Here is a 24,979-nt window from a genome sequence, read left to right on the forward strand (position 1 = left end):
CGCCCCTCACGGGGCGTCCCTGATGGAGGTCACGTGTCCTCGTTCACCGCTGAACGCCCCGGTCCCGGGCCGCACCGGGCCCGCCGGGCCCTCCTCGCCGCCACGGTCACCGCCACCCTCGTGGCGCTGCCCGCCACCGCCGGCGCGGCCGACAGCCTTGCCCACCACCGCGGCCCCCACCGCCCGGACTCCACCGAGCTCCCGCTCGGCGCCGCGGACCTGCCCGAGACCCGCACGACGGAGGTCCTCCAGCCGGGCGTGACGCTCACGCGGATCGTCCGTGGCGAGGTCGACCCCGACCACTCCTGGACCGTCGAGGTGAGCATCCCGGGCGGCGCCACCTCGCCCGACCCGGACGCGCCCCCCACCGTCCTCAAGGACCTCGCGAGCGCGCAGGAGACGACCGCCGCCCTCGTCGCCGCCGGCTTCGCCGCGCGCGCCGAGGAGGTCGTCACCGCCCCCGTGGCCGACTACGCCGGCGGGACGCTCGGCTGGCGGGTACGCGTCGGCTCGTTCGCCGACCAGGCGGCCGCCACCGCCGAGCGGGACCGCCTGCGGGCGGCCGGGTTCACCGGCTCGGTCTTCTACACCGGCTGGGACTGGGAGGACGACGACCGCGGCCCCTGGCGCATCGACGTCATCACCGTCGACCCGCGGCGGTTCCGCGGGGAGATCGACGCGACCCTCGGCCCGGACATCGAGCAGCGGGAGACCACCTCCGCCCTCGCGGACCTCGCGGGCGCGACGGCCGGCGTCAACGGCGGTTACTTCGTCCTCGACCCGCGCGCCGGCGCACCCGGCGACCCGGCCGGCGTCACGGTCGTCGACGGCGAGCTGCTCAGCGAGCCGGTCGACGGCCGCCCCGCGCTCGTCCTGCGGGAGGACGCCCGGCACACCGACGTCGCCCGGTTCTCCTGGGAGGGCGAGGTGCGTGCGGGGCGCACCACCCTCGCCCTCGACGGCATCAACCGCGTGCCGGGCCTCATCCGCAACTGCGGCGGCACCGACGACGACCTGCCCACGTCCGACCCGCGGCACGACGTCACCTGCACCGACGACGCCGAGCTCGTCCTCTTCACCCCGGAGTTCGCCGGCACCACGCCGGCGGGCGACGGCGTCGAGGTCGTCCTCGACCGGCGCGACACGGTCGTCGAGGTCCGCCAGAGCCGCGGGGGGACCGTCCCCCGCGGTGGCACCACCCTCCAGGCCACCGGAGACCTCGCCGACGACCTCCGGCAGGTCGCCCGGCGCGGCGCCCGCCTCGACGTGCGCACCGCCCTCACCGACGAGCGCGGCCGGACGGTGCGGACCCACGACCACACCTCCGTCGTCAACGGCGGCCCCGAGCTCGTCCGGCGCGGCCGGCTGCACGTGACGCCGGCGAGCGACGGGATGGTCCACGCGGACAACCCCAGCTTCTACTACGGCTGGGCGCACAAGCGGAACCCGCGCACGTTCGCGGGCACCGACGCCCAGGGCCGCCTCGTCCTCGTCACGGCCGACGGTCGCAGCACCGAGTCCCTCGGCCTGAGCATCCCCGAGGCGGGGCAGGTCGCCGTCGGCCTCGGCCTGCGGGAGGCCCTCAACCTCGACGGCGGGGGCTCGACGACGATGGTGGTCGACGGCGCGGTCATCAACGACCCCTCGGACGCCGCCGGGGAGCGCCCGGTCGGGGACGCCATCCTCGTCCTGCCGGATCGCCGCCGGCACTGACCCCCCCGTCACCGACCGGCCCGCGCCAGCCGCGGCCGCTCCGGGGGCGCCGACACCGGCGCCCCCGGAGCGGTCAGCGCGACTCGGCCAGCCGGGCGCGGACGACCACCTCGGTGCCCCGGTCCGGCGCGGGGCGCCATTCGATCGTGCCGTCCAGCTCCCCGCGCACGAGCGTCGTGACGATCTGGCTGCCCAGGCCCGCCATGATCGTCCCGTCCTCGAGCCCGGCGCCGTCGTCGCGCACCCACACCGTGAGGTCCCGGTCGTCGCGCTCGGCCTCGACGACGACGGTCCCGCCCTGCGTGCCCAGCCCGTGCTCGACGGCGTTGGCCACGAGCTCGGTGAGGACGACCGCCAGGGCCGTGGCGTCGTCGGCGCCCACCTGACCGAAGCTCCCGCGGCTCTCGGTGCGGACCACGCCGGCGGCGGAGGCGACGTCCGCCGCCAGGCGCAGCACCCGCGGGAACACGGTGTCGAAGTCGACGGTCTCGTTGATCGTCTGGGACAGCGTGTCGTGGACCAGGGCGATCGTCGCCACCCGCCGCATCGCCTCGTCGATGGCGCCCCGCACCTCGGGCGAGCTCGACCGGCGCGCCTGCAGGCGCAGGAGCGCGGAGACCGTCTGGAGGTTGTTCTTCACCCGGTGGTGGATCTCCCGGATGGTGGCGTCCTTGGTGAGCAGCTCGAGCTCGCGGCGCCGCACCTCAGTGACGTCGCGGCACAGGAGCACCGCCCCCCGGCGCTCGCCGTTCTCCAGCAGCGGGATGGCGCGCAGGGAGAGGTTGACCCCGTGCGACTCGACCTCCGTGCGCCATGCGGCCCGGCCGGTGACGACCAGCGGCAGCGACTCGTCGACCGGGGAGCGGTCCTGCTCGACGAGCTCGGTGACGACCTCCGCGAGGACGCGCCCCGTGATGTCCCCGATCGCGCCGAGGCGGTGGAAGCAGCTGAGCGCGTTGGGGCTGGCGTAGAGGACCTCGGCGTCGGCGCCCAGGCGCACGAGGCCGTCTCCCACGCGCGGCGCCCCGCGGCGCGAGCCCGTCGGCGAGCCCGCCTGCGGGAACTCACCGCGGGCGATCATCGCGCAGATGGCGTCCGCCGCCTCGACGTAGTTGATCTCGAGCCGGCTGGGGGTGCGGGCGATGGCGAGGTTGGCCTGGCGGGAGATGACGGCGATGGCCACCCCGTCGTGGACGACCGGGATGACGTCCTCGCGCACCGCGTGGGCGCCCGTCCAGCGCGGCTCCGCGGCCCGGTGGATCTGCAGGTCGGCCATCGCGTCCCGCAGGAGGGTGCGGCGGCCCTCGGGGACCGCCTGGCCGACGATGTCGTCGTGGTGGACGGTCGCGCCGGTCGACGGGCGGCAGTGCGCGACGATGACGAACTCACCGGCGTCCGTCGGCACGCACAGCAGGAGGTCGGCGAACGAGAGGTCGGAGATCACCTGCCAGTCCCCCACGAGCAGGTGGAGCCACTCGATCTCCTGCTCCTGGTGGGAGGTCCGGGTCCGGATGAGCTCGCTCAGCGTCGACACGGGGCCAGCGTAGGCGAGGTCACCGACGGCGCCGCTATGGTGAACGCCAAGCAGCGGGGCCCGTCCCGCCCACCCAGGAGGGACGTCACGTGCAGTTCGACGCCACGATCGATTACCCCGCCGACGCGGAGCGGGTCGCCCGGATGCTCGCGAGCGAGGAGTTCGTCCAGCGGGAGATCGCCGCCAGCGGGGCCCTCGACTCCTCCGTCGAGATCCTCCGCGACGGCGACGCGTTCACGGTGACCACCCGGCGCAAGATGCCCACGCACCAGGTCCCGGCGAAGTTCCGCTCCCTCGTGGGCCAGAGCCTCGACGTGCGCCTCGTCCAGGCCTGGGAGGCCGCCGCCCCGGACGGCTCGCGCCCGGGCACGCTCTCGCTCGACATCGCCGGTGCGCCCGTGCGGGTCACCGCCCGGATGGTCCTCGAGCCCGTCGGCGCGCAGGCTTCCCGCTGGCGGCTCGCCGGCGACATCACCGCCTCGATCCCGCTGTTCGGCAAGCCCATCGAGAAGGCGGCCGCCGGCGCGATCAACGACGTCGTCGCCATCGAGCGGCGCATCGGCCTGGAGTACCTCGCCGAGCACCCGGCCTAGCGAGCACCGGGCGCCGCTCCCGGCCCAGCGGTCACCGGGCGCCCGGGCGCTCAGCGCCCGGCGTCGGGGTGCCCGAACCGGTGCCGGGTCCGGCTTACCGCCTGCTCCCGCAGCACCGTGAGGAGCTCGCGCCGACCGGCGGCCAGCACCGGGCCGGTGAGCAGCGTGGCCTCGGTGCGCTCGGCGAGCGCCTCGGCGAGGACGGCCACGTCCGGCCCGTCCCCGACCACCCGCACCCGCCCGGTCACCTCACCGGCCCGCACCCGGCCGGTGAACTGGGTGGTGCTCTCGGCGCGGTCGACGGCGCCGGCCAGCCGGCGCAGCGCGTCGGCCGCTCCCCCGGCTCGCAGCCCGGCTCCCACGCCGGGGTCCAGGCTCACCCGCACCGGGGTGCCCACCCGGCGCGCCGCGAGCAGGACCCGGACGAGCTCGCCGGGCCGCGCCCCCTCCCCCGCCCGGACCCACAGGAGGGGCAGCGGCCGGTACCGGAAGGTGTTCGACTCCGCGCGCAGCCCGCTCTCGTCGCGCTCGGCGAGCGCGCCCGTAGCCGCCGCCTCGTCCGAGGCGACGGCCGCGCGCAGCCAGGCGTGCTCCGGCTCGGGGACGAGCGGGAGCAGCGCGGCGAGCAGCTCCGCCACCTCCGCCCGCGGCGGCGCACCCGCCACGGGCAGCCCCGCCGGCAGCCACCGGCCCAGCTGGGCGACGTAGTTCGGCCCGCCCGCCTTCGCGCCCGGGCCCACCGCGGAGCCCTTCCAGCCGCCGAAGGACTGCCGGCGCACGATGGCGCCGGTCATGTGCCGGTTGACGTAGGCGTTGCCCACCTCGACCCGCTCGAGCCAGTGGTCGATCTCCTCGGCATCGAGGGAGTGCAGGCCGCCGGTGAGGCCGTACCCGGTGGCGTTCTGCCGCGCGAGCGCCTCGTCGAGGGTGCGGGCGCGCATGAGCCCGAGGACCGGCCCGAAGGCCTCGGTGCGGTGGTACCAGGACCCCGGCGCCACGCCGTCCTTGACGCCCGGCGACCACAGCCGGCCGGTGTCGTCGAGCGGGCGCGGCTCCACGAGCCAGCTCTCCCCCGGGTCGAGCCGGGTGAGGGCCCGCTCGAGCTTCCCGCTCGGCGGCTCGATGACCGGGCCCATGCTCACCCCCAGGTCGGTGGGCCAGCCCACGACGAGGGACGAGACCGCGTCGACGAGCTGGCGCCGGAACCGGCGGGAGGTGCCCACCGAGCCCACGAGGATCGCGAGGGAGGCCGCGGAGCACTTCTGGCCGGCGTGGCCGAACGCGGAGCGCACGAGGTCGGCGACGGCGAGGTCGAGGTCGGCGGCCGGGGTGACGACCATGGCGTTCTTGCCGGACGTCTCGGCGAGCACGCGCGGCCCGCCGGGGTGCCCGGCCCGCCAGCCGGCGAACAGCCGGGCGGTCTCCAGCGCGCCGGTGAGCAGGACGGTGTCGACGCCGTCGTGGGCCACGAGCGCCCGCCCCAGCCGCCCCTCGTCGACGCGGACGACCTGGAGGACGTCCTCCGCCACGCCCGCGGCGTGGATCGCCTCGACGACGATCTCGGCGCACCGCGGCACCGCGTCGGCGGGCTTGAGGACGACGGCGCTGCCGGCCGCGAGCGCGGCGAGGACGGAGCCGGCGGGGATCGCCACAGGGAAGTTCCACGGCGGGGTGACGAGGGTGAGGACGTCGGGGACGAACCGGGCGCCGTCGACCTCGTCGAGCGCGCGGTCGGCGTAGTAGCGGGCGAAGTCGACCGCCTCGCTCACCTCCGGGTCGGCCTCCCCCACGGTCTTGCCGCCCTCGGCGGCCATCGCGGTCACGAGGCGGCCGCGCCGGGCCTCGATCTCGTCGGCGGCGCGGCGCAGGACCGCGGCCCGCTCGGCGGCCGGGCGCCCCGCCCAGCGGTGCCCGGCCGCCCGGCCGCGGGCGACGACGGCGTCGACGGCGCGGGCGTCGTCGAGCACCGCGGATCGCGGCGTGCCGGGCGAGGCGGCCACCACCTCGCGGGCCCAGGCGCGCACCTGCGCCACGGCGGGGTCGGAGTCCGGCGCGTTGGTGAACGTGGGGCCGGCCCCGGCCCGCTCGGCCCGGCGGCGCGGCGCGTGGGACACCGTGCGGGCGTGGGCCACGCTGCGCCGGAAGGCCTCCTCCTGGTCGTCCATGGCGGCGCCGGCCGCCCCGGCGGCCGCCGCGGCGAGGAAGTTCGCCGGGTCGGCGTTCTCCTCGAGCCGGCGCACGAGGTAGGAGACCGCGACGTCGAAGTCGGCCGGCGCGACGACCGGGGTGTACAGGAGCACCGAGCCGGCGTCGGCGCGCACCGCCCGGGCCTGGGCGGGCGACATGCCCTCGAGCATCTCGACGTCGACCATGGCCTCCACGGCGCGGCCACGGGCGAGGAGGTGCGCGAGGGCGACGTCGAAGACGTTGTGGCTGCCCACGCCCACCCGGAGCACGCCGGCGAGCTCGGGGCGCACCAGCCGCTCGACGAGGCGCAGGTAGTTGGCGTCGACGTCGGCCTTGGTGGGGTACGGCGCCTGCTCCCAGCCGTGCAGCTCCGCCTCGACCCGCTCCATGGCGAGGTTGGCGCCCTTGACGAGGCGGATCTTCAGCGGCGCGGCCCCCGCCGCGTGCCGCTCGCGCGCGAGGCCGACGAGGCGCTCGACGGCGGCGAGGGAGTCCGGCAGGTAGGCCTGGACGACGATGCCCGCCTCCAGCCCGGCAAACTCGCGCTCGCGCAGGATCGCGGCGAAGACCTCGACGGTGAGGTCGAGGTCGCGGTACTCCTCCATGTCGAGGTTGACGAAGGCGCCCCGCCGGGCGGCCGCCCGGTAGACGGGGCGCAGCCGCTCGAGCACCCGGGCGACGGACCCGGGGGTGTCCCAGGGGCTGATCTGGCTGACCAGGGCGGAGACCTTGACGGAGACGTAGTCGACGTCCTCGCGCTCGAGGAGGGCGACCGTGCGGTCGGTCCGTGCGGCGGCCTCGCGCTCGCCCAGCACCGCCTCGCCGAGGAGGTTGACGTTGAGCCGGAAGCCGTCGGCGCGGGCGCGGGCGAGGTGGGCGGCCAGGGCGGGGTCGCGCGCGTCGACGAGGAGGTGGCCCACGAGCTGGCGCAGCCGCCGCCGCGCGAGCGGGACGACGACGCCGGGCGCCAGCGGCGCCACACGTGCGCCGAGACCGAGCAGCGCGCGGTCACCGGCGGAGAGGAAGCGCGCGGCGGACGCCGGGACCCGGGCCAGCTCGCGCGCGGCGGCGCGGTCGTCCTCCGGGCGCACGACGCGGTCGACGAACCGGACGGCCAGGTCGAGCCCCGCCGGGTCGGAGAGGAGGGCGGACAGCCGCTCGCTCGTCTCGCGCTCCCCCGCCGTGCGGGTGTCCTCGGCGGCGCTCAGCCAGTGCCGCCCCAGCGCCACCGCCTCGTCGAGGAGGGGCGCGAGCGCCTGCGGTCCGGTCTCCTGCACGTTCCCGAGCATCCGTGCTCCCTCGTCCAGTCCCTCATCGCCGGGCGCGGCGACCGCCGGAACGCTCCCCCATACCCGTAGCCCAGCGCCGCGGCATGGTGCACCATTTCCCAATGACCCAATCGATGACGGGGGCCGGCTCCACGACGGACGCCGAGCTGGCCCGGATCGGTGGTGTCGCGGCGGACATCTCCGCGGCCATGTCCTCCGTCATCGAGGGCAAGGCCGACGTCGTCCGCACGGCCGTGACCGTACTCCTCGCCGAGGGCCACCTCCTCATCGAGGACGTCCCGGGCGTGGGCAAGACCATGCTCGCCAAGGCGCTCGCGCGGTCCATCGACTGCACCGTCCGCCGGATCCAGTTCACCCCCGACCTCCTGCCCAGCGACATCACCGGCGTGAGCGTCTTCAACCAGGACACCCGCGCGTTCGAGTTCCGCCCCGGGGCGATCTTCGCCAACGTCGTCGTGGGGGACGAGATCAACCGCGCCTCGCCGAAGACCCAGTCGGCGCTGCTGGAGTCGATGGAGGAGCGCCAGGTCACCGTCGACGGGCGCACCTACCTCCTGCAGGCGCCGTTCATCGTCATGGCCACCCAGAACCCCGTGGAGATGGAGGGCACCTACCCCCTGCCCGAGGCGCAGCGCGACCGGTTCATGGCCCGCATCTCCATGGGCTACCCCTCGGCGGCCGCAGAGATGTCCATGCTGGCCTCGCACGGCGGGGCGGACCCGCTCGAGGACCTGCGCCCGGTCACCGACGCCGCGACGGTCGCCGCCCTCGCGCACGCCGTCCGCGGCCTGTACGCCAGCCCGGCGGTGCGCCAGTACGTCGTCGACCTCGTCGAGGCGACGCGGACCAGCCCGCTGCTGCGGCTGGGCGCGTCCCCGCGCGCGAGCCTGCACCTCCTGCGGGCGGCCCGCGCCCACGCGGCCCTCGAGGGCCGCGACCACGTCCTGCCCGACGACGTCCAGCGGCTCGCGCTGCCGGTCCTGGCCCACCGGGTCCTCCTCGCCGGGCAGGCCCAGCTCGCCCGGCACACCCCGGGCGGCGTGGTCGAGGCGATCGTCGGCCAGGTCCGCGTCCCCGCCCGGGCGAGATGACCCGTGCCCACGCTCACCGTCCGTGGCCAGACCTTCCTCGCGCTCGGCGCGACGGTCACGGCGATGGGCATGGTCCTGGGCTTCCCCGACATCACCCGGGTGGGCGTGCTGCTCCTCGGGCTGCCCCTGCTCGCGCTCGCGGTGACGTGGCGCCGTAGCCCCGCCCTCGAGGTCGCCCGCCACGTCGACCCCCCGCTGGTCCCGGCCGGGGCCCACGCCCACGTCGCCGTCCGGGTGCGCAACGTCGGCACCCGCCGCAGCGCCCTCTACCTCGCCGAGGACGCCCTCGACCCGGCGCTCGGGCCGTCGCCGCGGTTCCTCCTGCCGCGGATGGACCCGCGGGAGAGCCACCGGGTGTCCTACGACGTCGTCGGCGCCGTGCGGGGGCAGCACCGCGTCGGGCCGCTCACGCTCCACCAGCACGACCCGTTCGGGCTCGCCCGGACGAGCGGCACGCTCGCCTCGTCGGCCCAGATCGTCGTCCTGCCCCGCATCACCGCCCTCGGTGACGCCCCCGTGCGCGGGCACGGCTCCGGCGGCGACGGGCCGTTGCCGCACACGGTCGCCCTGCACGGCGACGACGACGTCAGCGTCCGGTCCTACCGCGAGGGCGACGACCTGCGGCACGTGCACTGGCCGGCGACCGCCCACCGGGGCGAGCTCATGGTCCGCCAGGAGGAGCGCCCGGCCCGCCGGCGCGCCGTTCTCGTCCTCGACGCCCGCGCACGGGCGCACGGCGGCGCCGGCCCGGAGGGCACCTTCGAGCGCGCCGTCGACGCGCTCGCCTCCGTGGCCGTGCACCTGGGCGCCCACGGGTACGCCCTCCACCTCCTCACGCCGCAGACCGTCGGGGCGGGCCAGGTCGAGACCGACGTCGAAGGTGCGCTGCGCGCCCTCGCGCTCGCCGAGCCGACCGAGACCGCGCTGGCCGAGGAGGCGCTGCGGGCGACGCACTCGGTCGCCGTCGACGGCGCCCTCGTCGTCGCCGTCCTCGCCGACGCCGACGCCGCCCCGACCCACGCCGGGGGGCCCGGCACCGCGGCGCTCGCCCTCGTCGTCGAGGACGCGGACGGCCCCGACGCCGAGCCCCGGCCGGGCTGGCGGACCGAGGTTCTCCGCACCGGGCCGGACCTGCGACCGGCGTGGGAGCGCCTCACCCGTACGACGGCGGAGGTGGCGCGGTGAGGGCCCACGAGCGCGCCCGCTGGGACGAGGCGGTCCTCGCCGCGCTCGCGACGTTCGCCGCGGCGTGGCCGATCACCGCCCTCGTGCGGGCCGACCCGTGGATCGCCCCCCTGGTCGTCGTCCTCGCGGTCGTGGTGGTGGTCGGCTCCCTCGCCCGCGCCCTGCGGGTTCCGGGCTGGGCGGTCGTCACGCTCCAGGCCGGTGCGACCGCGCTCGTCGTCGCCTGGACGTCACTCGGGGAGCACCTGTGGTTCGGCCTGCCCGGCCCGGACGCGCTGGCTGAGGCCGTGGCCCTGCTCCGCGAGGGCGCCAGCACCATCCGGACCGAGACCGTCCCGGCCCCCGCGACGGCGGGACTCGTGCTCCTCGTCCTCGCCGGCGTGGCGGTCGTCGCCCTCGTCGTGGACGCCGTGGGCGTCACCGGCCGCGCGCCCGCGCTGGCCGGGGTCCCGCTCCTGCTCACCTCGGCCATCACCGCCTCGAACACCGGCGAGCCGCTCCACCCGCGCTTCTTCCTCGTCCCCGCCCTCGCGTGGCTGCTCCTCCTCGGCCGGCACGGCACCGGCCGGGTCCGGGCGTGGGCGCGGGCCGGCACGGCGCGCACCTCCGTGGACGTCCCCGCCGCGGTGGCCGGAGGCGCCCAGCGGCACAGCTCGACGGCCCGGTGGGTGGGGGCCGTGACGCTGCTGGCGGCCGTCGCCGTACCGGCGGCGCTGCCGCACCTGCCCCCCACAGCGCTCGTCGACGGCCTGGGCCGGGCCGGTGCCGGTGGCGGGACCGGGCAGGTCACCTTCACCGAGACGCTCGACCTCGCCGCCGACCTCGCCAGCCGGAGCACCGCGCCGGTCATCCGGTACCGCTCCGCGGAGGGCTCCGTCCCGCCCCTCCGGGTGACGGTGTCGACGATGTACGAGGCCGGCCAGTGGTGGCCGAGCGAGCGCGAGGCCGCCACCACCCCCGCCCCGCAGGTGCCGGCGCCCGCGGGCCTCGACCCCGGGCTGCCCCTGGACACCGACACGCTCACCGTCATCGAGAACGGGCTGCGCTCCCCGCAGGTCGCCGTGCCGCACCCGCTCGTCGGCGCGGACTTCGGGGAGATCCCCTGGGGCGTCGACCCCGCGACCCAGACCGCCGTCATCGCCGGCCAGGCCGACAGCTACGAGGTGAGCTACCTGCGCATGCCGGCCCTGGCGCTGCCGGAGACCGTGGGCGAAGCGCCCCCCGGCCCCGGCCTGCCGGACGCGGTGGTCGACGACCCCTTCACGACCCACGTCGACCCAGCGTCCGAGGAGCGCGTCGAGGCCCTGACGGCGGAGGTCGTCGGCGACCTCACCAACGAGGTGGAGATCGCCCGCGCGATCCAGGACCACCTCCGCGGCCCGCTCTACACCTACTCGCTCACCCTCGCCGAGCGCGAGGCCGACGGGCCCCCGATCGACCCGATCAGCCACTTCCTCGTCACGCGCCAGGGGTACTGCACCCAGTTCGCCACGGCCATGGTGATGATGGCCCGCGCCTCCGGCATCCCCGCCCGGCTGGCCGTGGGCTTCCTCCCCGGCACGACGAGCGAGGACGGGACGCGCACCATCGTCGCGGCGGACGCCCACGCCTGGCCGGAGCTGTTCATCACCGGGCTGGGCTGGACGCGCTTCGAACCGACCCCGGCGCAGCGGTCGGGGCCGGCGCCGGTGTACGTCACGCCCGGCGGCGACGTCGCCACGCCGGCGCCGGACCCCACGGCCGGAGCAGACGCGCCCTCGGCCGCCCCCGGGGCGGACGCCGGCGCGACGCCGCCCGCGGGCGGTGCCCCCGCCTGGGTCGGGGACGTCCTGGCGTGGGCGGGGGCGACGCTGGGCGTCCTCGCGGTGATCGCCCTGGCCGCGAGCGTCGTGCCCGCGGCCGGCCGGTGGCGGCGCGAGTCCTGGCGCCGCACCGCGCGCACCGACGCCGAGCGCGTCGAGGGCGAGTGGCACCTGCTCACCACGAGCCTGGCGGACCTCGGCGTCCCGGCCCCCGCGGGGACCACCGTGCGGCAGGCCCGCGCCTACTACGCGCGCGCCGCCGACCTCGACCCCTCGGCGGCCGCCGCGCTCACCCGCGTCACCGAGCGGGTGGAGGCGTCGCGCTACGCGGCCGCCGGCGCCCCCGCGGGCACGATCGCCGACGACGTCGCCCGCGTCGTCGACCGCCGAGCCGCGGCCCTGCCACCCCGCGAGCGCTGGGCGGCCCGGCTGTGGCCGCGCAGCGGGGTCGAGCAGCTGCGCTCCCTCGCGGGCGCCGTCACCGCGGCGGGCACCCGGGTGGGCGCGGGCCTGCGCCGGCGCCGCCGCACCACCTGAGGGCGGCCGTCGCACCGGAGCGCGGCTGCGCCCGCCGAGCGCACCGCATCACCGGATGCGCACCGCACGCACCCGCGTACATGCCCGCCGTTCCCGGGGCAGGCGCCGTGGCGCCTGCCCCGGGGCGGCTCAGCCGGTCTGCCGGTGGCGGCGGGTCAGCAGCGCGAGCCCCGCGGCCCCGGTGAGCACGAGGAGCGCCGCGGCGCCGAGGAGCCCGGTGTCGGCCCCGGTGCTCGGCAGGGTGGGTGCCGTGCCGGGCGCCGGGACGGAGGGCCTCCCGCCCGGGTCCCCCGTGGGGGCCGCCGTCGGGGCGGGCGTCGGGTCCACCGTCGGGTCCACCGTCGGGTCCGGGGTGGGCCCGTCCGTGGGGTCGGGCGTCGGCTCCTCCGTCTCGTCGATGACGCGGCCGTCGCTGCCGACGAGGAGGACCACCTCGTCGTCGTAGACCCGCCGCTCCGTGCCGGTGACCGCGAGGTCGGAGTCCATCAGCGGGAAGGAGTACACCGGCGTCAGGGTGATCCGGGCCGCGGCGTCGCCGCCGGTGAGCCGCTCGACGTTGACCTCGAGGTGGCCGTAGTGCTTGCCGCCGTCGACGATGCGGCCGTCCTGCCAGACCTCCGGGGCGTCCCGGTCGGCGGTCCAGGCGCTGAAGGTGTTGTACCCCAGCGGCTCGCCGTCGTAGAGCCCGCCGACCATCCGCGACCCGCGCAGACCGTCGCCGGAGACGCCGACGTCGTAGTAGTGGATGCCCACGCCGTCGTCGTCACCGTCGACGTAGGAGCGCTCGAACATCTCGCTGTGCCCGGAGATCACCGTGGCGACGCCGTACTCCTCGAACATGTCGTGGTAGATCCGCATGGGCGTGCCGCCCTGGCCGGAGCTGTCCTCGTGGTTCATCGGCAGCCCGTGCTCGCCCGAGCTGAACGGGGCGTGGTGGAACTGGACGAGGATGATCTGGCCGGCGGCGCGGGCGTCGGCGAGCTGCTCCCGCGCCCAGTTCCACTGGACCGTCCCCTCGTTGTACGGCGACTGGTCGGTGCCGCCGGCGGCCTCGTACTCCCCGATCGTGTAGTTGTTCTGGGTGTCGGTGCCCGGGCCGGTGTACTCGGTGCCGGTGAGCCGGTCGTCCTCGGGGTAGTTGTCTGGGTCGTCCTCGGGGACGCCGTTGGAGCTGTCGAGGGTGAGGAAGGTCAGCGGCCCGTAGTCGCGGCGGCTGTAGTTGCCCTGGTGCTCGGGGGTGCCGTTGGACCCGGGCGTGAAGTACGTCTTGATCTTCCGGCGGCCGATCACCACCGGGGAGCGGTCCTCGGGGGTGCCGTAGGCGCCGTCCGCGCCGCCGTAGTTCTCCCAGTTGCCGATGGCGGCCAGCAGCGGCCGCTCGGACCCGAGCTGGCCCGCGGGGCCGGCGACGTTGCGGAAGAACTCGTCCCAGCCGGGCTGGTAGGCCCCGCCCTGGACGAGGTCGCCGGTGAAGAGCATGAGGTCCGGGTCGCGCTCGGCGATGATCCGCAGGTTCTCGGCGAACCCCTCGTCCTCGGTGAGGGCGTAGCGCAGCACCTGCTCGTCGGACAGCGTGGCGGTCCCGAAGGCGTCGGCCCAGGCGCTGCTCTCGACCGACGGACGCGGCTCGCCGCCCTCGGGGACGGTCCCGGGGGCCCACTCGCGCCGCTGGACGCGGCCCAGCGGCTCGGTCTCGGAGTCGGACATCGCCGTGAAGCGGATGTGGTCCCAGTCCTGCGCGGTGGGCGCGGTGGTGAGCTCGGCGGTGACGCTGTCCTCGCCCTGGGTGACGGAGTACTGGTAGGTGGTGTCCGGCGTCAGCCCCTCGAGGAGGACCTGGTGGCGGTAGTTCTCGCCCTCGCGCAGCCACGAGCCCGGCTCGAGGCCGGGGACCTCCTGGGCGCGGTTGGCCTCGGTGTAGGCGAGGTGCGCCTGGAGCTCGCCCGCCGAGGTCCGCACGATCGCCTCGTCGAGGTCGCCGCCGGTGACCCGGAGGACCCCCTCGCCCGGCTCGCTGGCGAACCAGGTGACGAGCATGCCGTCCGGCGTGGGGTTCTGCAGGTAGGGGTGGACCCGGAACGCGTCCGTCGCGTCGCCCGGCGGGTCGGTGGGCGGGTTCGCCTCGCCGGCGCACGGGTCGTCGGCGTCGATGCCCACCCCGACCGCGCCGAGCAGCGTCGGCAGCGAGGCGCAGAGGTTGCGCTGCCAGTGCGGCCAGCCGTGGTTGGCGCCGTCGTCGACGACGAGCTCGACGTCCCCGCCGGCGTCCGCGAGGCGGTCCGCAAGGTCGATGGCCTCGAGGCGGACCTCGTTCTCCAGCCCGGCCACGGTGCCCGCCGACAGGTAGACCGGCATGCCGGCCAGCGCCGGCGCGAGGTCATAGGGGTTGTGCGCCTGCCAGGTCGCCCGCTCGGCGACCGGGTCGCCGAAGAGCTCCTCCGACGGGAGGCCGTTGCGCTCGACGACGTCGAGCAGGGTGGCGGCCCCGCCGACCTCGCCGTCGGACGGCTCCCGCAGGGTGTGGACGAGCCCGCTGAAGGACGCCGCCGCGGAGAAGCGCTCCGGGTGGCGGCCGGCGTAGGCGAGCGCACCGTGCCCGCCCATCGACAGCCCGGCGATCGCCTGCTCCTCCCCCGCGCCGTACTCGGCCGCGAGCAGGGCCGGCAGCTCCGCCATGTGGAAGGTCTCCCACGCGGGCTGCCCGCCCGCGCCGCCGTTGGACCAGTCCGCGTAGAACCCGGCCGCCCCGCCCTCGGGCAGGACGACGAGGACGTCCTCGAGCGCGGTGAGCTCGTCGGCCGCACCCAGCTCGGTCCAGTCGGTGTAGGTGCCCCACGCCCCGTGGAGCAGCCACAGGACGGGCCAGGTCTGGCCCTCCTCGCGCTCGTCCCAGCCCTGCGGCAGCAGCAGCCGCACGCCGGCGGGCTCCGCGAGGGAGGAGGTCGCCACGGTGAGGTCGAGCGTGCGCTCGTCGACGCGCGCCTCGCTCACGCCGGTGACGGCCGCCGGTGCGACGGCCGCGTTGGCGCCGCGCGCGGCGGCGGGGACGACGGCGGCCGCGAGGAGCAGGGCCGCGGCCACGGCGGTGGCGCCGGGGCGGGAGAGGCTGGGGGGCGACATCGGGGTCCCTTCGATCGGTACGCGGGGACCACGTCCGCGTGGCCCCCGTCACGCCGACCGTAGCGGCCCGGTCCGACACCCCGCACCGTGCGCAGGTCTAGTCCCGCACCACCCACCCGTGCGGCGCCGCGAGCCGGTCGGCCTCGGCCGGGCCCCAGCTGCCCGGCTCGTACGGCAGGGGGTCGGGCCGGTCCTCGCCCTGGAGCGGCGCGAACGCGTCGAAGGCCGCCGCGAGGCCGCTCGCGGTGGTGAACAGGGACCGGTCGCCGAGGAGCACGTCGTGCAGGAGCGAGGCGTACGGGGCGATGCTGTCGCCCTCCTCGACGTCGTCGAGCTCGAGGCGGGCGGCGGCCGCCGAGAGCCCGAGGTCGGGCCCCGGGGTCTTCACGGTGACGCCGAAGGCGAGCGAGCCGGCCCCGGTGAGCGAGACGCGGATGGTGTTCGGCTCCTCGGCCTCCTCGCTCAGCGGCCCCGACGGCGAGCGCAGCACGAGCGTCACCTGCTGGGCGCTCGCTGCCATCCGCTTGCCGGTGCGCATGACGAAGGGGACGCCGCGCCAGCGTTCGTTGTCCACCCACAGCCGGGCGGCGACGAAGGTGTCGGTCCGCGAGTCGTCGGCCACGCCATCGATGTCGCGGTAGCCGGTGAACTGGCCGAGGACGACGTCGTCGGGGTCGATGGGCCGGAAGTGGGCGATCGCGTCCTCGCGCGCGGCGAGGAGCTGGTCGGCGTCGCGCAGGTCCGCCGGGGGCTCCATCGCCACCTGCGCGGCGACCTGGAACAGGTGGGTGACGAGCATGTCGAGGGCGGCGCCGGTGGCGTCGTAGAAGTCCGCGCGGTCGGCGACGTCGAGGGTCTCCGGGACGTCGATCTGCACCTGGGCGACGTGCTCGCGGCTCCACATGCCCCCCACCAGCTCGTTGGCGAACCGCAGCACGTAGAGGTTCTGGACCGCCTCCTTGCCGAGGAAGTGGTCGATGCGGAAGACCTGGTCCTCGTCGAGGACGTCCTGCACCGTCCGCTCGAGCGCGGCGAAGCTGTCCGCCGACGTCCCGTAGGGCTTCTCGTAGACCACGCGCGCGCCCTCGGTGAGACCGTGCTGCCCGAGGGCCCGGGTGGTCGGCTCGAACGCCTCGGGGGGCACGGCGAGGAAGTGGACGACGGCGGGCGTGCCGCCGATGTCCTCGCGCGCCCGGGCGAGCACGTCGGGCAGCTCGCCGGGGTCGTCGACGCTGAAGCCGCCGCCCGCGAACCGCAGGCGGCCGGCGATCTCGTCCCAGTCGTCCGGGCGCCCGGCGCCGAACTCCTCGGCCGAGGCGAGCACCTCGGCGGCGAACTCCTCGTCCGAGCGGTGCCCGCGGCCCGCGCCGACGAGGACCCACTCCCGGGGCAGGAGCGAGCGCGCGTGGAGCTCGAGCAGGGCGGGCAGGACCATCCGCCGGCTGAGGTCCCCCGTGGCACCGAAGAGGACGACGACGACGGACTCGGGCAGCTGATCGGTCACGGTGATCACGCTATGCCGGGCCCCGGGCGGCGGCATCCGGGCGGCCCCCCGGGGCCGGCGACGGCGCGGAGCGGGCGCTGACGTCGCTCGCGCGGGGGCGTCGTGCGACGATCGCCCCCATGGACGCCACCCCCCACCCCACCGACGAGCCGAGCACAGCGGAGCCCGGCGCGACGGCCGGCACCCCGGCCGGCACCGCGCCGGCCGACCCCGAGCTGGCCGACCCCGCGCCCGCCGGCACCGACGCCGCACCCGCACGCGCCCTGTGGGGCGAGCGCACCGGCGTCCGGCAGTACACCGGCCGCAACGGCCGGGGGGCCGAGGTCCTCATCGGGCCCGGCGACGCCGAGGGGGTCTTCTCCCCCGGCGAGCTCCTCCAGCTCGCCCTCGCCGCCTGCACCGCCCTGTCCACCGACCACGTCCTCCGCGGCCGCCTCGGTGACGACTTCCCCGCCGTCGTCGGCGTCTCCCCGCACCCCGTCGACGGCGAGAACCGCTACGGCTCGTTCGACGTCGAGCTCGTCCTCGACCTCGCCGACCTCGACGACGAGCAGCGGGCCAAGCTCGCCGAGCGGGTCGAGCGCACCGCCGGACGGCAGTGCACAGTGGCGCGGACCCTGGACGCCGGCGCCTCCCACGAGCTGGCCATCACCCACGAACCCATGACGGACGAGAGCTGAGGAGCACCATGGCCCCCACGACGGAGCTCGACCTTCCCGACGCGACGACCGAGACCGAGACTGAGCACTCGCGGCTCGACGCCCTGCTCGACGCGGCCGTCACCTGGCCCTCGGGGCGGGTGACGAAGAAGGTCGCCGAGATGCGCCGGAAGGCGCCCCGGGCGACGCCGGAGGAGATCATCAGCCGGCTCGAGCAGGAGTACGTGCGCTCGATCAAGCGCACCAGCGGCGCCGTCGGTGCCGTCGCCGCCGTGCCCGCCATCGGCACGGGTGTCGCCGCCGTGCTCACCGCCGCGAACCTCGCCGGCTTCCTCGGCCGCACCTCGACCTTCGTCATGGCCGTCGCCGAGGTCCACGGCATCCACGTCGAGGACGTGGCGCGCCGGCGCACCCTGCTGCTGACGACGCTGCTGGGGGACGAGGGCGTCGAGGCGCTCTCCGGGCAGGTCGGCCTGAGCACCCTCGGCTGGGCCCGCACGGCGCTCACCCGACTGCCGCTCGGGACCGTGCGCGGCGTCAACCGCGGGCTCACCAGCCGGCTGGCGCGGCGCGCCGCCCGCCGCGGCGGGCTGTTCGCCGTCGGGCGCCTCGCCCCGTTCGGGGTGGGCGCCGTCATCGGCTGGGCCGGCGGGAAGGTGCTGGCCCGCAACGTCGTCGCCGCGGCCGAGGAGGCCTTCGGCCGGCCGCCGCTCACCTTCGCGGACGCGGGCGACGCCATCACCGCCGGCTGACCTCGGGCGGACGACGCCGGGCGGACGGGCGGCGGGCGGACGGGCGGCGGCCGCCCCGACGCCTCGACGCGCGCCGGGGCGGGTGGTCGCGCAGGATGGCGGGATGACCTCTATTCCTACCGTGCCCCTGCGCGCCCCCGGCGGGCCCGTCCCCATCCCCCTCATCGGCTTCGGCACCTGGCAGTCCGAGGGCGACGACGCGTACACGTCCGTGCGCACCGCCCTCGACGTCGGCTACCGCCACATCGACACCGCGACGATGTACCGCAACGAGGAGCAGGTGGGCCGCGCGCTCGCCGACTCCGGCGTCGCCCGCGAGGACATCTTCGTCACCACCAAGCTTCCCCCGGACCTCGTCGGCCGCGAGCGCGAGACGCTCGAGGCGTCGCTGCGGATGCTCGGCACCGACTACGTCGACCTCTGGCTCATCCACTGGCCGCCGAACAAGACCGCCAGCCCGGCGACGTGGGAGCGCTTCATCGAGGCGCAGGCCGCCGGCCAGGTCCGGGCCATCGGCGTGAGCAACTACTCGGTCGCGCAGATCGACGAGCTCACCGAGGCCACGGGCATCACCCCGGCGATCAACCAGATCCCCTGGAGCCCGGCCGACTACGACGCCTCGCTCGTCGAGGCGCTCTCGAGCCGCGAGGTCGTCGTCGAGGGATACAGCCCGTTCAAGCGCACCAACCTCGAGGACCCCGCGCTCGTGGAGATCGCCCAGCGGCACGGCGTCGACCCCACGCAGGTCGTCCTGCGCTGGCACCTGCAGCGCTCGTTCGTCGCCATCCCCAAGTCCGTCACGCCGGCCCGCATCGAGCGCAACTTCGACGTGCTCGGCTTCGAGCTCTCCGAGGACGAGCTCACCCGGCTCGAGGCGATGGCACCCCAGCGCAGCTGACCGCCCTGCCCGGCCCCCGTCTCGTCCTGCGAGGCGGGGGCCGTCGCACGCCCGGGGCGGGACGTTCGCTGTGGGCGAGCGCCCCAGCGTGAGCACTCGTGAGCGCAGGGTGCTCAACTTGACGCAGGTGGCCGCAGGCTCGCACCTGCGGTGCCCGGCCCGGACGGCCCGGGCCGCTGAGGATCGTGGAGGTGATCCGCCATGGCGAGGAACAACGACCCGTTCCGCGAGATGGACCGCTGGCTCAACACAGTGCTGCGTCAGGCCCCCGGTACCAACGCCACCATCATGCCGATGGACCTGTACCGGCAGGGGGAGTCCTTCCTCGCGAAGCTCGACCTGCCCGGGGTGGACCCGTCGAGCATCGACATCGACGTCGAGGACCGCACGCTCACCATCCGCGCCGAGCGCCGCGTGGAGCAGGGTGAGGGCCTCCAGTGGCTCTCCCGCGAGCGTCCCACCGGGGCGTTCGCCCGCCAGCTCACGCTCGGCACGGGCGTGGCCCTGGACCGCATCGACGCCAGCTACCGCGACGGCGTCCTCACGCTCACCATCCCCGTGGCCGAGGAGGCCAAGCCGCGCAAGATCCAGGTGAGCCACGAGGGCTCCCCGGCGACCATCGAGCAGGACCACTCGGAGTGAGGCGCGCGACGCCCGCGGCGGGACGCCCCGCCGCGGGCGGGCCGCCGCCTACGATGGCCGGGTGAGTGACCCGACCCCCTCGACCCCCTACGAGGACCTCCTCAAGCTCGTCCTCGACACCGGCACCCCCAAGGCCGACCGCACCGGCACCGGCACCCGCAGCCTCTTCGGGCACCAGATGCGGTTCGACCTCACCGCCGGGTTCCCGCTGGTGACCACCAAGCGGGTGTTCCTGCGCGGCGTCGTCGAGGAGCTGCTGTGGTTCCTGCGCGGTGAGACCAACGCCCGCACGCTCCAGGACAAGGGCGTGAAGATCTGGGACGAGTGGGCCGGCCCGGACGGCGAGCTCGGCCCGGTCTACGGCTACCAGTGGCGCTCCTGGCCGGCCCCCGACGGCCGGCACATCGACCAGCTCAGCGGCGTGCTCGAGACGCTGCGCCACAACCCCGACTCGCGGCGGATGCTCGTCTCCGCGTGGAACGTCGCCGACCTCGACGAGATGGCGCTGGTCCCCTGCCACGCGTTCTTCCAGTTCTACGTCGCCGACGGCCGGCTCTCGCTCCAGCTGTACCAGCGCAGCGCCGACCTCTTCCTCGGCGTGCCGTTCAACATCGCCTCCTACGCGCTGCTCACCCACATGGTCGCCCAGCAGGTCGGCCTCGACGTCGGCGAGCTCATCTGGACCGGCGGCGACTGCCACATCTACGACAACCACGTCGACCAGGTCCGCGAGCAGCTCTCCCGCGAGCCCTACCCGCTCCCCCGCCTCGAGCTGCGCCCGGCGGCGTCGCTGTTCGACTACTCCTACGAGGACGTCGTCGTCCACGACTACCGCCACCACCCGGCGATCAAGGCGCCGGTGGCGGTATGACCCTCGGGATGATCTGGGCGCAGGCCCACGACCGCGTCATCGGCCGCGACGGGGACCTGCCCTGGCGCCTGCCCGAGGACCTCGCCCACTTCCGGCGGACCACCGCCTCCGACGCCGTGGTCATGGGCCGCACCTCGTGGTTCGCCCTGCCCGACAGCTACCGCCCGCTGCCGGGGCGGCGCAACATCGTCCTGTCCGGCGACCCCGACTTCACCCCCGAGGGCGCCGAGGTGGCCCGCAGCCTCGAGGCGGCGCTCGCGCTGCTCGACGGCACGGACGCCTGGATCTGCGGCGGCGCCCGGGTCTACGCCGACGCCATGCCGTACGCCGACGTCCTCGTCGTCACCGACATCGACCTCGACGTCGACGGGGACTGCCAGGCCCCCGAGATCGGCCCCGAGTGGACCGTCGTCGGCATGGACCCGGCCGACGGCGCCTGGCGCGAGGCGAAGAACGGGCTCCGGTTCCGGATCACCACCTACCGGCGGGCCTGAGCCGATGAGCGCCGCCGGCGCGGGCACCGGGGCCCGCGCGCGTCACGCCGGGTTCGTCCTGGTCGCGCTCGTCGTCGTCCTCGCCGTCCTCGCCGCCGGCCTCAACGGCCCCTGGCGCGCGCGGCTGCGCCCCGCGGCGGCCCCCACCGTGCCGACGGCGCAGAGCCCGCGCACCGCGGCCACGGCGGTGACCGACGAGCCCCGCCTGGAGGTCGCCGAGGTCGACACGGGCCTCGACCCCATGGCCATCGTCGCCGTCCTGCTCCTCGTCCTCGCCGTGCTCCTCGGGCGGTGGCTCGTGGTCCGGATGACCGCGCCGCCGGGCGGGGCGTCCCTCGCCCACGCGAGCGCCCCGGGCCGGACCACCCAGGAGGCGGCCGACGTCGACGTCGAGCCCGACCTCCCGGCGCTGCGCCGCGGCGCGGACGCCGCCGACGCCCTGCTGCGCTCCGCCCGCGAGCCGGGAGACGCCGTCGTCGCCGCGTGGCTCGCGCTCGAGGACGCCGCGGCGAGCTCCGGGGTGCCCCGCGACCCGGCGCAGACCCCCACCGAGTTCACCACGGCGGTCCTCGACGCCACGGCCGCCGACCCCGGCGCCACGCGCGCGCTGCTGCGGCTCTACCACCGCGCGCGGTTCGCCACCGGGGACCACCTCACCGCCGACGACCTCGACCAGGCCCGCGCCTGCCTGCGCCGGCTCGCCGCCTCCTGGCAGGAACCGGCGTGAGCGCCCCGGCCGGGAAGGCCGTCCGCGTCGTGCCCCGGGCCCGCCTCGCGGGCCTCGCCCTCGCCACCGTCGCCGTCGTCGTCGCCATGGCCTGGTTGCGCTTCGACGCGGCGAACATCGCCCTCGCGGTCGCCGGGGTCCTCGTCGTCGGCGTCGTCCTCCTCGCCCAGGACGCCGGCCACGCGATGATGTGGCCGCGCATCGTCGACGCCGACCGCGGCGGGTACCGGCACGAGGTCTCCCAGCTGTCCTGGGCGTTCACCGGCAAGGACGGCCGGATCACCGAGACCGGGTTCCGTCGCCTGCGCGACGTGGCCCGGGAGCACCTCGCGCTCGCCGGGCTCGACCTCGACGCGGACGCCGACGCCGTCCGGGAGCTCCTCGGCGCGGGCCCGTACGCCACCCTCCACCCGCCGCGCGGGCAGCTGCCCCACCCCCGCGGCGTCGACGCCTGCCTCGCCGCGCTGGAGCGGCTCGGAACCGACCCCAGGAGCACGCCATGACCGCCTCCGCCCCCCTGCCCGCCGCCGAGGTCGCCCGGCTCGGGCAGGCCGTCCTCGCCGAGGTCGGCACCGCCGTCGTCGGCATGGAGCGCCCGCTGCGCACCGCGCTGGCGGCCGTGCTCGCCGGGGGCCACGTGCTCTTCGAGGACGTCCCCGGGCTCGGCAAGACGCTGGCTGCCCGGAGTCTGGCCACCGCCCTCGGCCTGGACTTCCGCCGGCTCCAGTGCACCCCGGACCTCCTGCCGGCCGACATCACCGGTTCCTACGTCTACGACCCGGCGCGCTCGGAGTTCGTCTTCCGGCCGGGCCCGATCTTCACCGGGCTCTTCCTCGCCGACGAGATCAACCGCACCGCCCCCAAGACGCAGTCCGCGCTCCTCGAGGCGATGGCGGAGCGGCAGGTGACCGCCGAGGGCACGAGCTTCCCCCTGCCCGCCCCGTTCCACGTCATGGCGACGTCCAACCCCGTCGAGTACGAGGGCACCTACCCGCTGCCCGAGGCCCAGCTCGACCGCTTCATGGTGCGCCTGGCCGTGGGCTACCCCGACCGGGCCGACGAGGCCGACGTCCTCACCCGCCGGCTCACCCGCCGCCAGGAACGGGCCGACGTCGCCCGCGTCGTCGACCCGGCCACCCTGCTCGCCATGCAGGCCGGCGTCGAGGCGGTCGGCGTCGACGCCGACGTCGTCGGTTACTGCGTCGACCTCGCCGCCGCCACCCGCGCCCATCCCTCCGTCGAGGTGGGCGCCTCCCCCCGCGGGGCGCAGGCCCTGCTCCTCGTGGGGCGCGCCCTCGCCGTCCTCGACGGCCGGGACTTCGTCACCCCGGAGGACATCAAGTCCGTGGCGGTGCCGGCCCTCGCCCACCGCCTCACCCTCACCGCGACCACCTGGGCGAGCGGCACCCAGGCGTCGGCCGTCGTCGACGGGCTGCTCGGCTCCGTGCCGGGCCCGGCGAGCGTCGGGCGCAGCGCCGCGGTGCGGTGAGCGCCCTGCTCGCCACCACCTCCCGGTGGCAGCCGCTGGGCCCGGCCACCGCGGCCGCCGGGCTCGGCGTCCTCCTGCTCCTCGCCGGGATCGTCCTGCGCCGGCCCGACGTCGGCGCCCTGGGCGTCGCCCCGCTGCTCACCGCCGCGTGGGGCTGGGCCCGCCGGCCCACCGGGCCGCTGACGGTCGAGCTGCGCGCCGCCAAGGACCTCGTCAACGAGCGCGAGCTCACCGCGGAGGCCGTCCTGCGCGGCGAGGGCACCGCCGTGCGGCTGCGCGCCTCGAGCCCGGGCACCGAGCCCGGCGAGGCGCTGGTCCGCCTCGACGGCGAGCGCCGCGTCACCCTCACCTGCGCCATCGCCCGCACCGGCGAGCACGAGCTGTTCCGGGTGGACGGCATCGGCCTGGGGGCCGCGCAGGCGGTGAGCACCGAGGCGGTGACCGTCGGCCCCGCGCCGGTGCTCGTCCTGCCCGGGACGGTCCCGCTGGCCCGCTTGCCGCTGCCGTTCCGCCTCCAGGGCCTCACCGGCGCGCACACCGCCCGGCGCCCGGGCGACGGCGGGGAGTTCCACGACGTCCACCCGTTCACCCCCGGCGACCGGCTGCGGCGCATCGACTGGCGCGCGAGCGCGCGGCGCGCCGCGACCGGCGGGGGCCAGCTGAGCGAGCTGTACGTGCGGCGCACCCACGCCACCGCCGACGCGACGGTCATGCTCGTCATCGACTCCCGGGACGACGTCGGACCGGACGTCGCCACGTGGGCGGGTGGCGCCGAGATCCGCGGCTCCGACGCGAGCTCCCTCGACATCGCGCGCGAGGCGGCGGCCTCCCTGGCCCGCGCCTACCTCGAGGGCGGGGACCGGGTGGGCCTGGCGGACCTCGGGCGGCGCCGGCGACCCGTCGCCCCCGCCGGCGGACGGCGCCACCTCCAGCGGGTGGTGCGGCGCCTGGCGCTGGCACTGCCCGAGGCGAGCCCCGGCGCCCGGCGCCGCGCCCCGCAGCTGCCCGCAGGCGCCCTGGTGGTCGTGCTGTCGACGTTCCTCGACGACGAGGCGGCGCGCATGGCGCTCCTGTGGCGCCGGTCCGGTCACCGCGTCATCGCCGTCGACGTCCTGCCCCCCGTGCGGCAGACCGAGCTCGACGCGCGGGTGCGCATGGCGTACCGCCTCGTGAGCATCACCCGGGAGGACCGGCTCGAGCGCCTGCGCCGCGGCGGCGTCGAGGTGGTGCGGTGGACCCGGGGCGGCGAGGCGAGCACCGCCGCCGTCCCGCTCGCCGCGCTCGCACGGTTGCGGCACACGGGGCGGCACCGATGAGCGCGCCGGCCGACCGCACGCGGATCGTCACGGGCCGCGCCGTGCCCGGCTGGTCGCTGCGGCTCGCGCTCGCGGTCACGGTCCTCGGGTGCGCCGCCCTCGTCGTCGACAACAGCGCGCAGGTCGCCATCGCGGTGGCGCTCGCGGCCGGCCTCGCCTGGCGCCCGGACGGCGCCCTCGCCGCGCTCACCGTCGCCCTGCTCGCCGGGATGCTCCTCGTCGGCGTCCCCGGGCCGCTCTCGGGGCAGGCCTCCGCCCTCGTCCTGGGCACCCACGCCCTCCTGCGGCTCGCCTCCCTCGCGGGGGCGACCGGCGCGCGGGCGCGGGTGGAGGTGGGGGTCCTGGCCGCGGAGGTGCGCCCGTTCGTCGGCATCCAGGCGCTCGCGCAGCTCCTCGCGCTCGGCGGCGGGCTGCTCGCGGCGTCGGCGCCGGTGCCCTGGTTCGCGGCCGCCGCCGCCGCGGGACTCGTCGTCGTCGCGTGGGCGACGCTCGTGCCCATGCTCGCCGCGACGGGGCGCCGCGCGCCGCGCTGACGCCGGTGCGCTGACGCCGGAGCACAGACCTGGCCGCGCTGAC

20 protein-coding genes are annotated in these 24,979 nt (G+C 76.5%); 16 read left to right on the forward strand and 4 right to left on the reverse strand.

Going from position 1 to position 24,979, the window contains the following annotated elements; genetic code table 11:
• The first annotated feature begins 33 nt into the window (after nucleotides 1-33).
• On the forward strand, nucleotides 34-1,713 hold the full coding sequence (locus tag EBO36_RS11495) for a phosphodiester glycosidase family protein (protein ID WP_222928717.1): 1,680 nt from the start codon (nucleotides 34-36) through the stop codon (nucleotides 1,711-1,713).
• Nucleotides 1,714-1,786: 73 nt separating this feature from the next.
• Here EBO36_RS11495 and EBO36_RS11500 read toward each other — a convergent pair whose 3' ends face one another.
• On the reverse strand, nucleotides 1,787-3,247 hold the full coding sequence (locus tag EBO36_RS11500) for a sensor histidine kinase (protein ID WP_122824747.1): 1,461 nt from the start codon (nucleotides 3,245-3,247) through the stop codon (nucleotides 1,787-1,789).
• A gap of 89 nt (nucleotides 3,248-3,336) precedes the next feature.
• On the opposite strand from EBO36_RS11500, the gene EBO36_RS11505 reads away from it, so the two are divergent.
• Nucleotides 3,337-3,840, forward strand: coding sequence for a DUF2505 domain-containing protein (locus EBO36_RS11505; protein ID WP_122824748.1), 504 nt, complete (start codon nucleotides 3,337-3,339; stop codon nucleotides 3,838-3,840).
• A 50-nt stretch (nucleotides 3,841-3,890) separates the two neighbouring features.
• Here the strand turns inward: EBO36_RS11505 and EBO36_RS11510 are convergent, their stop codons facing one another.
• Nucleotides 3,891-7,316, reverse strand: a complete 3,426-nt coding sequence (locus tag EBO36_RS11510) for a proline dehydrogenase family protein (protein WP_122824749.1) — start codon at nucleotides 7,314-7,316, stop codon at nucleotides 3,891-3,893.
• Nucleotides 7,317-7,417: 101 nt separating this feature from the next.
• Here EBO36_RS11510 and EBO36_RS11515 point away from each other — a divergent pair, with 101 nt between their 5' ends.
• From EBO36_RS11515 to EBO36_RS11525, 3 genes are read left to right on the forward strand one after another with little or no spacing between them, the layout of a single operon-like run.
• A complete protein-coding gene (locus tag EBO36_RS11515; RefSeq protein ID WP_122824750.1) occupies nucleotides 7,418-8,407 on the forward strand; it encodes an AAA family ATPase in 990 nt (329 codons plus the stop codon).
• Nucleotides 8,408-8,410: 3 nt separating this feature from the next.
• Complete coding sequence (locus EBO36_RS11520) at nucleotides 8,411-9,592, forward strand: DUF58 domain-containing protein (protein WP_122824751.1); 1,182 nt, start codon at nucleotides 8,411-8,413, stop codon at nucleotides 9,590-9,592.
• Nucleotides 9,589-11,931, forward strand: coding sequence for a transglutaminaseTgpA domain-containing protein (locus EBO36_RS11525; protein ID WP_122824752.1), 2,343 nt, complete (start codon nucleotides 9,589-9,591; stop codon nucleotides 11,929-11,931). Before EBO36_RS11520 ends, EBO36_RS11525 begins: the two co-directional genes overlap by 4 nt.
• Nucleotides 11,932-12,060: 129 nt before the next feature.
• Here the strand turns inward: EBO36_RS11525 and EBO36_RS11530 are convergent, their stop codons facing one another.
• Nucleotides 12,061-15,051, reverse strand: a complete 2,991-nt coding sequence (locus EBO36_RS11530) for an alpha/beta hydrolase-fold protein (RefSeq protein WP_122824753.1) — start codon at nucleotides 15,049-15,051, stop codon at nucleotides 12,061-12,063.
• A gap of 97 nt (nucleotides 15,052-15,148) precedes the next feature.
• Entirely contained in the window at nucleotides 15,149-16,555 is a 1,407-nt protein-coding gene (locus EBO36_RS11535; protein ID WP_244925277.1) for a glucose-6-phosphate dehydrogenase, read from the reverse strand.
• Between the two features lie 119 nt (nucleotides 16,556-16,674).
• On the opposite strand from EBO36_RS11535, the gene EBO36_RS11540 reads away from it, so the two are divergent.
• The 11 genes from EBO36_RS11540 (at nucleotide 16,675) to EBO36_RS11590 (ending at nucleotide 24,936) form a co-directional block, all read left to right on the forward strand.
• On the forward strand, nucleotides 16,675-17,235 hold the full coding sequence (locus EBO36_RS11540; RefSeq protein WP_122824755.1) for an OsmC family protein: 561 nt from the start codon (nucleotides 16,675-16,677) through the stop codon (nucleotides 17,233-17,235).
• A gap of 8 nt (nucleotides 17,236-17,243) precedes the next feature.
• Nucleotides 17,244-17,966, forward strand: coding sequence for a hypothetical protein (locus EBO36_RS11545; protein WP_122824756.1), 723 nt, complete (start codon nucleotides 17,244-17,246; stop codon nucleotides 17,964-17,966).
• Nucleotides 17,967-18,069: 103 nt separating this feature from the next.
• On the forward strand, nucleotides 18,070-18,864 hold the full coding sequence (locus EBO36_RS11550; RefSeq protein ID WP_122824757.1) for an aldo/keto reductase: 795 nt from the start codon (nucleotides 18,070-18,072) through the stop codon (nucleotides 18,862-18,864).
• A 201-nt stretch (nucleotides 18,865-19,065) separates the two neighbouring features.
• A complete protein-coding gene (locus EBO36_RS11555) occupies nucleotides 19,066-19,506 on the forward strand; it encodes an Hsp20/alpha crystallin family protein (protein ID WP_122824758.1) in 441 nt (146 codons plus the stop codon).
• A gap of 61 nt (nucleotides 19,507-19,567) precedes the next feature.
• Nucleotides 19,568-20,377, forward strand: coding sequence for a thymidylate synthase (locus EBO36_RS11560; protein WP_122824759.1), 810 nt, complete (start codon nucleotides 19,568-19,570; stop codon nucleotides 20,375-20,377).
• Nucleotides 20,374-20,871: a dihydrofolate reductase gene (locus EBO36_RS11565; RefSeq protein WP_122824760.1), complete on the forward strand. Its 498-nt coding sequence runs from the start codon at nucleotides 20,374-20,376 to the stop codon at nucleotides 20,869-20,871. Before EBO36_RS11560 ends, EBO36_RS11565 begins: the two co-directional genes overlap by 4 nt.
• Before the next feature lie 4 nt (nucleotides 20,872-20,875).
• The gene (locus tag EBO36_RS11570; protein WP_122824761.1) at nucleotides 20,876-21,598 is read left to right on the forward strand and encodes a DUF4129 domain-containing protein; all 723 of its coding nucleotides are present in this window, start codon (nucleotides 20,876-20,878) and stop codon (nucleotides 21,596-21,598) included.
• On the forward strand, nucleotides 21,595-22,101 hold the full coding sequence (locus EBO36_RS11575) for a hypothetical protein (protein ID WP_122824762.1): 507 nt from the start codon (nucleotides 21,595-21,597) through the stop codon (nucleotides 22,099-22,101). Before EBO36_RS11570 ends, EBO36_RS11575 begins: the two co-directional genes overlap by 4 nt.
• Nucleotides 22,098-23,087 carry an AAA family ATPase gene (locus EBO36_RS11580; protein ID WP_122824763.1) on the forward strand — a complete coding sequence of 330 codons (990 nt, stop codon included), beginning with the start codon at nucleotides 22,098-22,100 and terminating at the stop codon, nucleotides 23,085-23,087. Before EBO36_RS11575 ends, EBO36_RS11580 begins: the two co-directional genes overlap by 4 nt.
• Nucleotides 23,084-24,403, forward strand: coding sequence for a DUF58 domain-containing protein (locus EBO36_RS11585; protein WP_206515487.1), 1,320 nt, complete (start codon nucleotides 23,084-23,086; stop codon nucleotides 24,401-24,403). The genes EBO36_RS11580 and EBO36_RS11585 overlap by 4 nt, the downstream gene beginning before the upstream one ends.
• On the forward strand, nucleotides 24,400-24,936 hold the full coding sequence (locus EBO36_RS11590; protein WP_122824764.1) for a hypothetical protein: 537 nt from the start codon (nucleotides 24,400-24,402) through the stop codon (nucleotides 24,934-24,936). The genes EBO36_RS11585 and EBO36_RS11590 overlap by 4 nt, the downstream gene beginning before the upstream one ends.
• The last annotated feature ends 43 nt before the right edge of the window (nucleotides 24,937-24,979 follow it).

The organism is Georgenia faecalis, from assembly GCF_003710105.1.
Classification (GTDB): Bacteria; Actinomycetota; Actinomycetes; order Actinomycetales; family Actinomycetaceae; genus Georgenia_A; species Georgenia_A faecalis.